Here is a 15,069-nt window from a genome sequence, read left to right as displayed (position 1 = left end):
TTAAAAAAGTTTAATTCTCATTTTCTTAGCCCATGCAGAATCCTCTTCCTGAGTTAAGTTACTTTCTATTTTCTGTTTTTCGTTTAGGTAAGCTTGCAGAGCCATTATTGCAGCCGTTTTTTCTTCCTCTTTTTCCTGAAAAAAAGGTTTGTTAAGCTTTTTGCTTATAAAAGAAGTGTTGTAGGTGCCATTAATGAAATCGGGATGGTTGAGCACTTGTTTAAAAAATGGAATGGTTGTTTTTACTCCTTTTATAACTGTATTTTCAATTACAGCTTTAGCATGCTCAATCGCTTCTTGTCGATTTTCTCCGGTAATAATTAATTTGGTAATTAAAGAGTCGAAGCTTTGAGGAATTAGTTTTCCACTTTCAAAACCTGTATCAACACGCAGAAAGCTACATTCTGGAAATTCCATTTTATCAATAATTCCAGGATTAGGTGCGAAATCGGCCTGTACATCCTCTGCATTTATTCGTAATTCAATTGCCCAGGCTTTTTTCTGTATGTCATTTTGCTGCAATTCTAATTTTTCGCCGGCAGCAGTTTTTATTTGCTGTTCAATTAAGTCGATTCCAGTAATGGCTTCGGTTACCGGATGTTCTACCTGCACTCTGGTATTCATTTCCAGAAAATAGAATTTATTGTCTTCATCCAATAAAAATTCAACTGTTCCTAGCGTGTGATAATTAATTTTTCGACAAAGGAAAAGGGCCATTTCTCCCATCTTTGTCCTCATTTCATCGGTAAGGGCAATGGAAGGAGCTTCCTCCATTAATTTCTGATGCTTGCGCTGAATGGAGCATTCGCGTTCGAACAAATGAATGGCGTTTCCATATCGGTCGGCCAGCACTTGTATTTCAATGTGTTTAGGATTTTCTATGTATTTTTCAATTAAAAGAGAATCGTCGTTAAAAGCCGATTTGGCTTCGTTTCTTACCAATTTGTACATTAATTCTAATTCGTCAGCTTTTCGAACAATGCGCATTCCTTTCCCACCACCGCCGGCTACGGCTTTCATAATTACCGGATATCCAATTTGGTCTACCCAGGCTTTAGCATCGTAAAAATTGGTAATATTACTTGTACTGCCTGTTAATACCGGAATACCACTTTTTTGAGCAATATTTCGAGCCATTCCTTTGTTTCCCATAGTATAAATGGCTTTTTCGCTTGGACCTATAAATAGAATGCCTTCATCTTTGCACCGGCTTGCTAAATAAGGCGATTCGGAAAGAAAACCATAACCTGGATGAATTGCTTCAATATGATGTAACTTTGCTATTCGAATAAGTTCTTCGGCATTTAAGAAGATAGAGCCGTTGGGATTTTCTTCCAGAGTAATTATTTCATCGGCATATTCCAGATACAAGGCATTTGCTTCGCGATTGGTTTGAATGCAATATACCATGATCCCCATATTGGTAGCAGTACGAGCAATTCTAATTGCAATTTCACCACGGTTTGCTATTAATATCGATTTAATCATTTTTTTTGAATGTGAATTTGTTTTTAAGTGTTTACAAAGGAATATTTCCGTGCTTTTTCGCGCTTTTTTCCATGAATTTATTTTCCAGAGCATCAAAAGCGGAAATCAACTTAGGCCGGGTGTTAGCGGGTGCAATAACTTCGTCGACATATCCTTTTTCATCGGCGATGTAGGGATTTGCAATATTCTCTTTGTAATCAGTAATTAGTTGCGCTTTAAGCTCTTCGGCATTTTTTGATTGTGCAAGTTCCTTTCGGTAAAGAATTTTTACAGCACCTTCGGGTCCCATAACGGCAATTTCGGCAGTTGGCCAGGCAAAATTAAAATCACCTCCCATATTTTTACTATTCATAACAATGTAGGCTCCCCCATATGCTTTTCGCACAATAACTGTAATTTTGGGAATGGTAGCTTCGCTGAACGCATAAAGTAATTTTGCTCCTCGGCGAATAATTCCCGAATGTTCCTGATCACTTCCGGGTAAAAATCCGGGTACATCTTCCAAAACGAGTAGGGGAATATTAAAAGCATCGCAGAAGCGAACAAAACGAGCGCCTTTTTCTGCCGAATTAATATCTAGTACTCCAGCCAATACTTTTGGTTGGTTGGCAACTATTCCGATCACTTTATTTTGCAAACGAGCCAGTCCTGTAATTATATTTCCGGCAAAATTTTCCGATATCTCGAAAAAGCTGTTTTTATCGATAATATTTTGAATAATATCTATCATATCGTAAGGAATGTTGGCTTCTTCGGGTATAATAATGCCTAATTTTTGGGGATTGTCGGGAGCAATGGCATCTTGAATTGGTGCGGGTGGAAAATCTACGTTGTTCGAGGGAAGGTACTGTAGTAGCTTTCGAACTCCCAAAAGGGTATTTTCCTCATCATCGTAAATAAAATTAGCAACTCCACTTTTCGAGCTGTGAATGCTTGCACCACCCAAATCTTCCGAATTAATTTCTTCGTTTAAAACTTCTTTTACAATATCGGGCCCCGTAACAAACATGTATGCCGTTTGTCGGGTCATAAAAATAAAATCGGTAAGGGCAGGAGAGTAAACGGCACCACCAGCGGCAGGGCCCAGAATTACTGATATTTGAGGAATGACACCCGAAGATTTCACATTACGATGAAAAATCCCTGCATATCCAGCTAAACTTGCTATTCCTTCCTGTATTCTTGCTCCTCCCGAATCAATCAATCCGATAATAGGATGTCCCATACTATGAGCCATATCCTGCACTTTCATAATTTTATCTGCATGAACAGCCCCTAATGAACCTCCCATAAAGGTGAAATCCTGTGCAAAGGCAAATACTTTGCGTCCGTTAATTTTACCATGACCACATATTACGCCATCCCCATAAACGTTAGTTGTGATATTTCCGGCTGGTTTTACAAAAGCATCAATTTCTTCAAAGCTTCCTTCGTCGAACAGGATTTCAATTCTTTCTTTAGCAGTCAGTTTTCCTTTTTGGTGTTGTTTCGAGAAATATTCCCAATTGTATTGTGTTGCCAACTGTTCTTGTCGGCATGCATATTTTTGAAATGGTATTCTGTTGTCTTTCATTGTTTTTTGGTATAAGTTTTAATGAATGTATTGGTCGTTTTTAATGCATTACAGGTTTATGCTTTTTTTTAGGTAAAAAGCAAGATGAACAGCTGAGCAAGTAAAACTCGTAGGAACATTACCAAAGGATATACAGTTGCATATGCCGTTGATTGTGCCTGAACCGGAGCAATAGAATTGGCAAACTCTAAAGCTGGTGGATCGGTCATCGATCCGGATAGTAAACCACAAATAGACAGATAGTTTAGTTTCATGATTCGGGAAATAATGGCAAATGTGATAAGCGGAATAAAGGTGATGGTTATGCCGTAAATCATCCAGATATATCCTTCGTTTAAAAGGGTTTGCACAAAATATTTTCCCGACGAAATTCCAACGCACGCAAGGAATAATACAATCCCTAATTCGCGGATGAATAGGTTGGCACTGGGAGTCATATAGAAATCTAATTTTCCGATTCGTCCTTTATGCCCAAGTATCAGTGCAATTAATAAGGGGCCACCGGCTAAACCAAGTTTGGCTGGTGCTGGTAATCCGGGTATATTAATAGGGAGTATGCCAATAAGAATGCCAAGTAGTATTCCCATAAAAATGGGTAGTATGTTAGGATGAGATAACTCTTTTACAGAATTGCCGAGCATCAAGGCCACCTTATTTAATGCTTCTTTTTCGCCAACAATACGCACCGTATCACCAAATTCAATACTATCTTCTTCGGTGGGCATAAGTTCATTGCCATTTCGGTAAATTCGGGTGATATTTACAGGGAATTGTCGGGATATTCCAATTTGTTTAATACTTTTCCCAGCTAATTTCTTATTGGTAATCAGTACTTGTTTTATTCCCAGCTTACCGGATATCTCAAATTCTTTGGTGGTATTTATTTTTCCTAGGTTCAGCTTAATGCTATCAAAGTTGGATGCAACCGATACTCCGTATAACACGTCTCCTTGTTCAAGAATAATTTCACCATCGGGAGCAATAAAGTCGCCCTTTCGATTAATTCTCGATAAAACAAAGTCTTTATTACATGTATCTTTTAGAAATTGAATGCTTTTACCAAACAGGTTTTGGTTGGTAATTTCGATATTAATGGCGATTAATTTTCCTTGGAGTCCGGTTAGCTCTTTCTTGTATTGTTCTTCTTCTTTTTTCACATCTATTTTAAAAAATAAGCGAAGCAGAATCATACTGATAATAATTCCAAAAATCCCGAAAGGGTAGGCTACGGCGTATCCCATACCAGCAATTTCGATAGAATCGCCGGCACCCATTACATCGCCAATGGTTTGTTGGGCCGCACCTAAACTTGGCGTATTGGTTACCGCACCGCACATTATTCCCGTAATCACGGAAGTGGGAACATCGAAAATAAATTTAATTGCAACTGCGATAATAAAACCTAAAATAACAATTCCCGTTGCCAGCAAATTGATTTTTAACCCGTTCTTTTTTAGAGAGGAGATAAATCGAGGCCCTACTTCCAAACCAATTGAATACACGAAAAGAATTAATCCGAACTCTTTAATAAAATGCAATACCTGTGCATCGGTAATGGCACCCAGGTGACCAATTAGTAAACCTGAAAATAGGATTCCGGCAATGCCTAATTTAATTTTGAAGAAGGATAATTTTCCAAATAAAATTCCCAAAACGGCAACCAGACAGATAATGATAATAGTTGATGCTGTGCCTGCTTTAGTGAATAGTTCTAATAGTTCCATGTTGATTTACTTGCGTTAAGAAAGGCAAGATCTGTAAATGAGATCATTGCTGTGTATTTAAAGGGTAGTTTAACAAAAGAGCCGGCACTTCCATTTCTTGGGATATGAAGCCAAGATTACAGAATTGAGAAATGAAAGCACCAGCTCGAACTTGATTCTAAGTGCATGAAGGAATCAGTTTGGGCGATGCCAATTTTGTTGGAATGGATGAAAAGAGTTTTTCTTTTTTGGAGAAAAGCCTGTGGGTAAAATCAAAATGCATTTTGCATTTGTAGGTTGTGCTTTCTCCGTTGCGCGAGGAGTTGTGCTAATTTTTTGCATTACAATACAATTTTAATGTGAAATTGTCTGCTTTGCGCTTATTCAATAAAAAAAACAGGAGTTGAAAATTGAAAGGGAACTTTCAATCGATTAGTGAATCCTGATTTTTAGCTTCATGTCGCGAAAGCATCAATCTAATTAAAATAAGACAGGTCTCCTGGCTTTTCCTGTTGCAACGCCTTCCCATTCCTTCTTATTGGAACAGTGGCTTTTGTGTTGCAAACTGCTATTGGAATTACAGTTGCGCGTCAGCTCACGATTTAAACGTGATTCCCTATTAAACCCTTTTTAAGGGGTATCTTATTCGTTAACGGGAGCAAATATATTAATTTTTTAATACGCAAAACAAATTTCTATTGTTTATTTGATGGATCGCCTTCGATGAAAAAGTTCTTCGGTTTCGAGAATTACCAGGAATCGTTTGTGTGTTAAATAAGTTTAAAAAAGCAGCCTTTTTGAGTAGTACTGCCCAAATTCACCCGATTATTCACTAAGATTGTCAGCCTTCTTCGACTAAGGAAAAAATATTATTAAACTACTCGATTTATTATTATGAAGAATTTACAACAATTGGTTCAATGGACAAGGTTCGGATTGGTTTCGGCATTTTTTATTGTTGTTATTATAGAATTAGAACTTGGGGTGCTTGCTGTTAGCGAAAACTATTCCTTTATAAACATAAACGACCATTTTAACCTTCCAATTTGGAAAAATGTAATAGGAATTTCGATGCTTATCGTCGAAATCATCCTTTCGGAGATGATTTATAAAAAGAAATTAGAATATGTGAGTTTGTACGACAGTCTGGAGGAGAAGCTGAAGTATTTTAGAAAAGCATATTCCTTTAAAATGATTTTTAGTGCCTTAGCAGGTCTTGTTAGCTTGTTAGCCTATACTTACACTCAGGATTTAGTATGGTTTTTACCATGGATTATGGTATTGTATACCTTAAGCAAATCCTATCCTTTTAAGTGGACATTGGTGCATGCCATGCAAATCGAAAATGAAGAACACCGGGAATTGTTTTAAGTAATCGCGGTTCACTACCGCTTTTTTACCTTGCGGAGGTATTGGTTATGATCTTTTTTCCCGAACTAATATCATTTGCGTCCCTTGGGTACATCAGCGCATAAAAAAAGAAGGGTTTGCTTAATTTACGATTGGCCTTTTGCTTCAGTCAGTGCAGCTTAAGAAATATTCAAAGAATTTTAACCTTTTCGTTTTACATCTGCTTTCTTATTCAATCTTTTCCCTTTAATTATTCATTTTAATTGTTCTTTATTCTTTGTTTGCTGTATCTTTGCGAACTATTTAAATTATTTGTTGTGGAAAATTTCAAGGAATTAGGCGTAAATAAAGATATTATTAAGGGATTAAACGATCTTAATATTACTAAGCCTACTCAAATACAAGCAGAAGTAATATCGGTACTTCTTCAGGCAAACACCGATTTAATTGGACAGGCCCAAACCGGTACAGGTAAAACAGCAGCATTTGGAATTCCATTGCTGCACCGAATTAATCCGAAAATCGATAAGGTTCAGGGTTTAATTCTTTGTCCTACCCGCGAGTTAGGACAGCAAATTGCCAAGCAGCTATTCAAGTTCACCAAGTACTCCGATAAAATTTTTACAGAGTCGGTTTATGGTGGCGAAAAAATTGAGATACAAATTAGCGCTTTGCGCCGTCCAACACACATTATTGTTGCAACCCCAGGTCGATTAATCGATTTGGTGAAGAGAAAAGCAGTGGATTTGAGTCAGGTGAAAACCGTAATTTTGGATGAGGCCGACGAAATGATGAGCATGGGATTTAAAACGCAGCTGGATGAGATTTTGACTCACCTTACAAGCGTAGAAAACCGTTGGTTGTTTTCGGCTACCATGCCTAAAGAAATTATGCAGATAATAAAAAGACACTTTTCGCCAAGCGCACACAAAATTGAGGTGAGTGGCAAAAATGTAGTCAATAAAAATATTCAGCATCAGTTTCTGATCTGCGAAGACAACGAAAAATTGAACATTTTGGTTCAGTTCTTAAAATCGGAGCAAAAAAATAGAGGAGTAGTATTTTGTAAAACCAAAACTTCGGCGCAACTATTGGCCAAACAGTTGGTTGCAAAAAATATTCCTACCGATGCCATTCATGGCGATTTAAAGCAAATTGAACGCGATAAAGTAATGCGCGCATTTAAAAATGAAAGTCTGCGGATTTTAGTTGCCACCGATATTGCGGCTCGTGGAATCGATATTGTGGATCTTTCTTTTGTGGTGCATTACGAATTGCCCGATAAAGAGGAATATTACACCCACCGTAGCGGACGAACTGCCCGGGCCGGTAAAGAAGGCGTTTCCCTGTCGCTGGTGAATAGCAAAGAATTAAAAAACCTTCGCTATTTTCAAAAGGCATTAAACATTGCTTTTAACCAAATTCGACCAAGAAAATAGTTTTACTGATAAGACCTGACAGCTTTTTTTTCACTTGTTAGCGTCTGAAAAATAAGGAATAAGCAAAGCAAAAGCTTGTGCTTGACCAGCACCAATAAAATACAAATTGAAAAGACGCGCTTCGTTCGCGTCTTTTTTTTGAACAATTATTTGCTGATACTCCTTTACATCTAAGCCATATTGCAAGCACTTCCAAAATAAATTGCGATATTCCCGACCATTAGAACCATCAAGCATTTATTTTTAATGAATTTCATTCTTTAGCTTGTGGCAAGTCGATACAATGTAAAACTTGCATTTATTAAACAATAAGTTGAGCTTAGTTAAGTCTGTAAATAGGCTAAGTAGTAGTGTGTGAAGCAGAGTTTTACTTCTTATTTCCCCCTATTAATAGAGGATTTAGAAGAATGAATTTTTCGGGTATTAAAAAAAAATAATTGACTTCTATTGAACAGGTCATAGGGGTACCTCAGAAGTACCAAACCGGAGCAAAAAGGATCGATGCCGAAGCTAAAAGGTACCAAACCGGTGCAAAAAGGATCGATGCCGGTGCAAAAAGGTACCAAACCGGTGCAAAAAGGATCGATGCCGAAGCTAAAAGGTACCAAATCGGTGCAAAAAGGTGCGCGGTCGAAGCGAAAAGCCTGCAAATTGGAGTTTTTTGGTACTACACCCTTACCAAGTCACTTCACTTTAAAAAGGTAACAAACAAATAGAACTATAAACAACAAGACCCCAGCCTCCTTTCACATTATTTTTATTGATGACAAATAAGCTGGATTGTTTTTCTGTTTTATGCTTACTTTTAGTGGGCAAGAATAAAAAAACAAGTGAGATTTACACCCACCTAAGTAAAACATCTCTTGCAAAAATAATAAGTCCGATAGACGTAATTTTAGCAGATAACAAAAAGGATAACAACAACTTACATAAAACAACAGATAGGTGATATAACATCAATAGGATGTTACACATACGTTAGCAACAATTATGAAAAGAACTTTAATTATAATATTTCTTGTATTTATTTTGACCGAATATGTTTCAGGTCAGAAGCACTATAATATAGACTTAAAGGACACTAATTGGTTTGTTAATAATAAGAATGAGAGCTTTTATAAATCTGATACAATCTCATTTATTAGAATTGAAAAATACAATACGTATCGAGATGAAATAAATAGCCAGTATATAAAGATCGATTACAATGCGGGAAATGATATAAGTCTAATAGAATTGCAGAAAAATCAGATCGATTCGCTCATGAACTTTACGATTTATGGCAAAAAATAGATGGTGCAAAAAACAGTACCTATCGCCCGGAAAAAATAATGCGCGACAGAGCCTACACTTACTTAAAGCAGTTGGTTGATGAAATTCGTACCTACGGAAAATATGCTTTTTGGAACGACGAAGAGAAACAGAAGAGGTATACGAGTGAGTATTTGCGCAACTCAAGAAAAACAAAAAAAGAAACTATTGAAGAGTAATAATAGCTGAAAGTCACGCGTAGGGCGCCCTCGTACTTGTAAGGCGGGTATTTTACCTGTTAAGAAATACCAAAATACCTGTAAGATGCCACAAAACACATGTAGGAGGTATTCTTTAGCTGTAAGAACAGGCTTTTTATGTGTAAGGGGTTTAATTTGGGCGTAAGCAATATCCTTTTACCTGTAAGCTATATTCTTACTACTGTAAGGAATAGGAATTCAACAAATGGGAATTCAACATCCCGATTAACTACCTACAACTGGAATACCGATTCAAGCAATTGGAATTCTTTTTAACAACTACATACAACTGAAAGAAGGAAACATCTCTGGCTTAGGCTGGGGATGTTTTTGATTTTGTAGGATAAGGCAAAAAAGCTCAGTCCCTTCCCTGTCTTATTTAGCATGATTCTACTTTGATAAACAGTATTCGTTTTATAATTTAGAGCATTCGCAACAACAGCATTTAATGAGCACAAAAATCCACCTATCGGCTAACGAGCATCGCAATAAAGAAGTAGTAGCAATTCAATTTGACTACAATACAGAAATTGTGAACCTACTAAAGCAGAATTTTCCTGCCCGTTGGAGTCAAACCAAAAAATGCTGGTGGATAGCCCGGAAAGATTTCGATTACAAGAAGTTTAAGGAGGTATTCGCCTCGGATGAAATTATTATTACTGATCAAAAAACGAGTATTACAAGCACTAAAAAAGATACAAAGTTTAAATTAAAGCTTCCTAAAGGATACCTTGAGAAACTGGAACAAAAAAGGTACAGCCCACAAACTATAAAAATATACACCAGTTATTTTAATGATTTTCAAAAACATTTTTCAGACAAAAACCTACTCGATATCACCACAGATGAAACCAATACGTACATTCTGAAATTAATAAAGACCAAAAGCATTTCTACCAGTCAGCAGAACCAAAGAATCAATGCCATTAAATTTTACTACGAAAAAGTTTTAGGTAATGATAGAAAAGTTTACAAGATAGATCGTGCCAATAAGGCTAAAATATTGCCCACCGTACTTAGCAAACTTGAAGTAAAAGCCATTATTAATAGCTGTACAAATAAAAAACACAAATGTATTCTATCGTTAATTTATTCGGCAGGACTCAGGAGAAGTGAATTAGTTAATTTAAAACTGAGCGATATTGATTCTACACGGGGATTAGTAATAATAAAAAATGCCAAAGGAAATAAAGACCGGGTTTCTTTACTGTCGCCCCTACTTGTAAATGAATTGAGAGATTACTATAAAAATTACAAGCCAAAAGTATATTTATTTGAAGGGCAGGAAGTTGGAAGCAAGTATAGTACCACCAGTGTAGCGAATATATTAAAACAAGCATGTACAAAAACCAGAATTAAGAAAAAAATTAGTCCACACACCCTGCGCCACTCATTCGCAACACACTTATTGGAACAAGGTACGGATTTACGATACATTCAAAACTTACTGGGGCATAGTTCGTCGAAAACAACCGAAATTTACACTCATGTTTCCACTCAAAATATTAGTCAAATAAAGAACCCAATTGATGACATATTTAGTGATTCATCATAATATGTGTACATTACCGCCCGATATGGGTCGGTAAATACACTTTTTAAAAAAATATAAACGAAATAAAGCCCATTGCTTTATTTAGGAGTTGTAGCCAATGTAAAGGAGAGACTGAATAACTATGAGAATAAGAAAATTAACAATATTATTGACAATTATTTTTGTTGGTTTGACAAGCTGTGATCAAAACAAAGGCATAGATAATTGGGGAAAATTATTTCAAGACAATAATGTAAATGGAACATTTGTATTAAAAAATTTGAACACGAGTAAAACTTTAACTTATAACAAAGAAAGAAGCGATACAGAATTTGTTCCAGCTTCTACTTTTAAAATTCTAAATTCAATGATTGCATTACAAGTTTCATCAATTGCAAGTGTAGACGATACAATTATATGGGACGGAGTGGATAGAGAATATAAACCTTGGAATAAAGACCAAACAATGAGAACAGCATTACCAATTTCTTGTGTATGGTTTTATCAAGAATTAGCTCGTAGTACAGGTCAGGAGAAAATGCAAAAATGGATAAATGCAGCAAATTATGGCAATAAAAAAATTGATAATAAAATTGACCGATTTTGGCTTGATGGAAAACTTGCAATTTCAGCAAATGAGCAAATCGATTTTCTTGAAAAACTGATAAAAGATGAATTGCCATTTGATAAAAAGATTCAGGAAACTGTTAAAAACATAATGATTACGGATTCAACTGAAAATTATGTTATTCATTCAAAAACAGGATGGAGTAAAAATATCGGTTGGAATGTCGGATATATTGTAGCAAAAAATAATATTTGGATATTTGTTATGAACATAGATATGAATGACATAAAAATGGCACCTATCAGAAAAGTAATAACTTACGATATTTTAAAAGAGCAAAGAATAATTAAATAAAACACTGGCTACAACAATGTATATAAGGCATTGGGCGAGTGGTAGTTAAATTGGATATGATAAATATTAATAAACGGCATATTAAATTAAAAGTTAGGTGTTTCAAAAAGCCCAACGACTCATATACTCAACGTTACCTGCAAGCATAATGAACGACACTGCATAAAATGAAACGATTTATAATAATAGGATTAATAATAATTGGAGCTATCATAATTGCAATCACAATGGGATTATTCGATAAGATTTTAGGAAAACAAAAAGAGGAAGTTCAAAAAATAGAAACGACTGTAACACACAAAGAAAAATGGGATTTCTATTTTATAAATGTGGATGACAAATTAAGCTCTATTTATCTTGACTTAGGATTAAAAAATATTGCTCCAATTAAAAGTCAACCTAACGTCATGTGGATTTCGATAAAAATGAATAATCCCAGAGAAGATGGATTGTCTTCACAAGAGGAAAGTTCAAAACTATTTAACATTGAGGACAAATTGGTAGACGCGTTGAAACAAAAGTTCGATTTAACATTCGTAGGTAGGTTGACTTCTGATTTTAAACGTGACTTATATTTCTATATTGGAAGTTCGACTTTATACGAAAAGACAATTTCTGAAACTATGGTCATATTTCCCGATTATCAATTTGATTACGGAATCAAAGAAGATTCTGATTGGGGTGGGTATTTTGACTTCTTATATCCTTCACCACAGCAATATCAAAGCATACAAAATAGACTTGTAGTTGAACAACTTGAAAAAGGTGGTGATAAATTAGAAAAAGAAAGACAAGTTGACCATTGGATTTTCTTCAAAACAGACTCAGATAGAGAAACCTTTCTTGTTAAGATTAAGAATGAAGGATTTGGGATTGTTTTGAGCGACTTTGATAAGTCATTTGGAGAATTTCCATATCGATTGCACATAAAGAGAGTTGATAAAGTTGATTTAAATAGTGTTGACCAATATGTGCTGTATTTGTGGAATTTAGCAAATGAGTGCAATGGAGATTATGATGGATGGGAAACATCGATTGAAAAGGAATAATGAATAAATGCCAGCAGGTAACAATGTATAAAAAACATAAGTGGCTCAGTAGTTTAGGGAACTTTAGAGCGTTTAATCAGCTCCGCCAAATCTGCGATTTGACGGGTTGTTTTAAAAAAGTAAATTTGTGTCTAATCGCAAATTTGGCTCAGTGCAATTTGATAGGTAAGTGCTTCGAAATCACTTACATTTCTTATACTCAACGTTGTAGCCAATGTTAAAGAGACCCTGCATTATTATGAGAATAAAAGAATTAACGATAATATTAATTTTAGCTTTATTTGGATTAGCAAGTTGTAAACAACATGGAAGCACAGATAATTGGGAGAAATTTTTCCAAGAAAATTATGTTAATGGAACTTTTGTCCTGAAAAATATGAATACAAACGAACCGCTAATTTACAACAAGGAAAGAAGTAATGAAGAATTTGTTCCTGCATCGACTTTTAAGATATTAAATTCAATGATAGCTTTGCAAGAATCATCAATCGCAAATATCAATGATACAATTAAATGGGATGGAATAAACAGAAGCTTTGATTTGTGGAATAAAGACCAAACTATGAAATCTGCATTACCAATTTCTTGCGTATGGTTTTACCAAGAATTGGCACGTAGGACTGGAAAAGAGAAAATGCAAGAATGGATTGATAAAACAAATTATGGTAATAAAAAGATTGAAAATAAAATTGACAGATTTTGGCTTGATGGCAATCTTGCAATTTCTGCAAACGAGCAAATTGATTTTCTTGAAAAATTAGTTAGAAATGAATTACCTTTCGATAAAGACATTCAAGAAACGGTAAAAGGAATTATGATTTCAGATTCAACTCAAAATTATATCATTCATTCCAAAACCGGTTGGAGTCAAAATATTGGTTGGAATGTCGGATATGTTGAAACAAAAGATAATGTTTGGATTTTTGCATTGAATATAGATATGAAAAATTCAAGCGAAGGGGAACTAAGAAAAACATTGACTTACGATATTTTAAAAGAACAAAAGATAATTGAATAAAAACACTGGCTACAACATTTTGTATAAGTAATGGCAGGCGATGTGGTAAATATCAATCTTTGTAGCCCGCTCAAACTGCGTCGCGGTTTGACAGGAAACTACCACGCAATCTGCCACTACTCATACAATTTACCGTTGGGCATAATTTAAAGAGACACCATGACACAATACAATCCACCGATTGAATCAAGAGATACAGACGAGTTGATACTGATAAGCAAAAGTAGTATAGATGAGTGGCAACAATCAGCGATTGATATATCAAAAGGTGAATTAAAAAAAAGAGGATTAAGCCAAACTCAGATTGATTCGAGATATTCAGAACTTGAGAAGGAGTTTAATGAGCAGATTGAAACAGAACTAAAAATTGCATCAGAGGAGGATTATTCAGTTTTCGAGAAAATTTGGATGATTCTATTTTGGCCACGAGAATTATTTCATGGATGGTATTTAAAAAGAGACGGATATACCCTTAAAGCTAAAAGACGTATTCAACTAATTTTGACTGGATTAATATTTTATGTAATTATGATTTTGACTTCGATATAAAATGCCATTTACTAAGAAAGACATAAATCAACTTATTGACTTTGCTCATATTTTCAAAGCGAGAGAGAAATTTGGAATATACTATCAAAATATATCAATCATTGGATTAGTCTGTTTATTGATAATATATTTCGATTTCAAAAATTCATTGATTCCGATAAACATTTTAATTTGGATTGGTTGTGTCACTTCTGTGTTGATTACTTTGATTTTTATTAAGTTTTATAAGCGAGAACTTGGAATTATTTGGTCTTTGTTTCATAACCTGACCATTGGATTTATTGTAATATTTATATTTCTAAAATCAAATGATTTACTGTCAACAGATAAAATAGAGACAAATGATTATTATATTCAAAAACTTGAATTAAAACATAAAACCGAGAGAAATCGAGGAAGTTATTTAGTTCCGATTATTACAGTAAAAATTGACGGAATTGATAGGAAACTAAAATTGAGTTCATATTATTTTAAGGACGCTCAAAAAACAAGACAAGTAAGGATTGATTTGAAAAAAGGATTCTGGAACTATCCGATTATAAAAAACATTCAACTGATTGATAATGAATAATAAACTATGCCCAACAATGTATATAACTAATGGCAGTATTTACTTGGTATTCAGCGGTTTAATGCCGCATTGATTTTGGTTGCGGGCTGATAGGAAATAGCGCCGCAAACTGCCAACTAGTCATATACGCACCGTCAGACTGTCTAAAAAGCTTGATAAGTTGTTAATAAGTAAACACACCTATATTTGAAAGATTTTCAGCACTTTGTTATCTTAGAGTATGAGGTTTATACACGGACAAGACAGAACGCAAACTCATCTTTTTCCCATCTCATTAGACCAATCAATTGCTAAAGACAATGAAGTTCGATTAATCGATTTATTTGTTGATAGTATTGATTTGAATGACTTTGGTTTTAAAG

Annotated in this window: 14 protein-coding genes and 1 riboswitch; of the genes, 10 read left to right on the top strand and 4 right to left on the bottom strand. The window is 35.0% G+C overall.

Features of this window, described 5'->3' with window-relative positions; translation table 11 throughout:
* The 3 genes from BZG02_RS05005 to BZG02_RS04995 all read right to left on the bottom strand — a co-directional run bounded on the left by BZG02_RS05005 (position 1) and on the right by BZG02_RS04995 (position 4,785).
* Positions 1-1,488, bottom strand: coding sequence for an acetyl-CoA carboxylase biotin carboxylase subunit (locus BZG02_RS05005; protein WP_101260319.1), 1,488 nt, complete (start codon positions 1,486-1,488; stop codon positions 1-3).
* Between the two features lie 31 nt (positions 1,489-1,519).
* Complete coding sequence (locus BZG02_RS05000) at positions 1,520-3,061, bottom strand: acyl-CoA carboxylase subunit beta (protein ID WP_101260318.1); 1,542 nt, start codon at positions 3,059-3,061, stop codon at positions 1,520-1,522.
* Between the two features lie 68 nt (positions 3,062-3,129).
* Positions 3,130-4,785, bottom strand: a complete 1,656-nt coding sequence (locus tag BZG02_RS04995) for a putative transporter (protein WP_101260317.1) — start codon at positions 4,783-4,785, stop codon at positions 3,130-3,132.
* A 451-nt stretch (positions 4,786-5,236) separates the two neighbouring features.
* Positions 5,237-5,424: riboswitch (cobalamin riboswitch) on the bottom strand.
* A gap of 234 nt (positions 5,425-5,658) precedes the next feature.
* Here BZG02_RS04995 and BZG02_RS04990 point away from each other — a divergent pair.
* Positions 5,659-6,135: a hypothetical protein gene (locus BZG02_RS04990; protein WP_101260316.1), complete on the top strand. Its 477-nt coding sequence runs from the start codon at positions 5,659-5,661 to the stop codon at positions 6,133-6,135.
* Between the two features lie 296 nt (positions 6,136-6,431).
* Positions 6,432-7,553 carry a DEAD/DEAH box helicase gene (locus BZG02_RS04985; RefSeq protein ID WP_101260315.1) on the top strand — a complete coding sequence of 374 codons (1,122 nt, stop codon included), beginning with the start codon at positions 6,432-6,434 and terminating at the stop codon, positions 7,551-7,553.
* A 30-nt stretch (positions 7,554-7,583) separates the two neighbouring features.
* Here BZG02_RS04985 and BZG02_RS04980 read toward each other — a convergent pair whose 3' ends face one another.
* Complete coding sequence (locus BZG02_RS04980) at positions 7,584-7,790, bottom strand: hypothetical protein (RefSeq protein WP_101260314.1); 207 nt, start codon at positions 7,788-7,790, stop codon at positions 7,584-7,586.
* A 264-nt stretch (positions 7,791-8,054) separates the two neighbouring features.
* On the opposite strand from BZG02_RS04980, the gene BZG02_RS04975 reads away from it, so the two are divergent.
* The 8 genes from BZG02_RS04975 to BZG02_RS04940 all read left to right on the top strand — a co-directional run bounded on the left by BZG02_RS04975 (position 8,055) and on the right by BZG02_RS04940 (position 14,707).
* Positions 8,055-8,258, top strand: a complete 204-nt coding sequence (locus tag BZG02_RS04975) for a hypothetical protein (RefSeq protein WP_101260313.1) — start codon at positions 8,055-8,057, stop codon at positions 8,256-8,258.
* Positions 8,259-8,884: 626 nt separating this feature from the next.
* Positions 8,885-9,043: a hypothetical protein gene (locus BZG02_RS20765; RefSeq protein WP_180335638.1), complete on the top strand. Its 159-nt coding sequence runs from the start codon at positions 8,885-8,887 to the stop codon at positions 9,041-9,043.
* Between the two features lie 469 nt (positions 9,044-9,512).
* Positions 9,513-10,619, top strand: coding sequence for a tyrosine-type recombinase/integrase (locus BZG02_RS04965; RefSeq protein ID WP_101260311.1), 1,107 nt, complete (start codon positions 9,513-9,515; stop codon positions 10,617-10,619).
* Between the two features lie 121 nt (positions 10,620-10,740).
* Complete coding sequence (blaOXA, locus tag BZG02_RS04960; RefSeq protein ID WP_101260310.1) at positions 10,741-11,520, top strand: class D beta-lactamase; 780 nt, start codon at positions 10,741-10,743, stop codon at positions 11,518-11,520.
* 167 nt (positions 11,521-11,687) lie between these two features.
* Positions 11,688-12,569, top strand: a complete 882-nt coding sequence (locus BZG02_RS04955; protein ID WP_101260309.1) for a DUF695 domain-containing protein — start codon at positions 11,688-11,690, stop codon at positions 12,567-12,569.
* A gap of 238 nt (positions 12,570-12,807) precedes the next feature.
* Positions 12,808-13,587 carry a class D beta-lactamase gene (gene blaOXA / locus BZG02_RS04950; RefSeq protein ID WP_101260308.1) on the top strand — a complete coding sequence of 260 codons (780 nt, stop codon included), beginning with the start codon at positions 12,808-12,810 and terminating at the stop codon, positions 13,585-13,587.
* 159 nt (positions 13,588-13,746) lie between these two features.
* Entirely contained in the window at positions 13,747-14,136 is a 390-nt protein-coding gene (locus BZG02_RS04945) for a hypothetical protein (protein WP_101260307.1), read from the top strand.
* 1 nt (position 14,137) lies between these two features.
* Positions 14,138-14,707: a hypothetical protein gene (locus BZG02_RS04940; RefSeq protein ID WP_101260306.1), complete on the top strand. Its 570-nt coding sequence runs from the start codon at positions 14,138-14,140 to the stop codon at positions 14,705-14,707.
* Positions 14,708-15,069 lie beyond the last annotated feature (362 nt).

This window comes from Labilibaculum filiforme, assembly GCF_002843315.1.
Taxonomy (GTDB): Bacteria; Bacteroidota; Bacteroidia; order Bacteroidales; family Marinifilaceae; genus Labilibaculum; species Labilibaculum filiforme.
The sequence above is the reverse complement of the archived record's forward strand: the minus strand, read 5'-3'. Positions and strand labels throughout refer to the sequence as shown.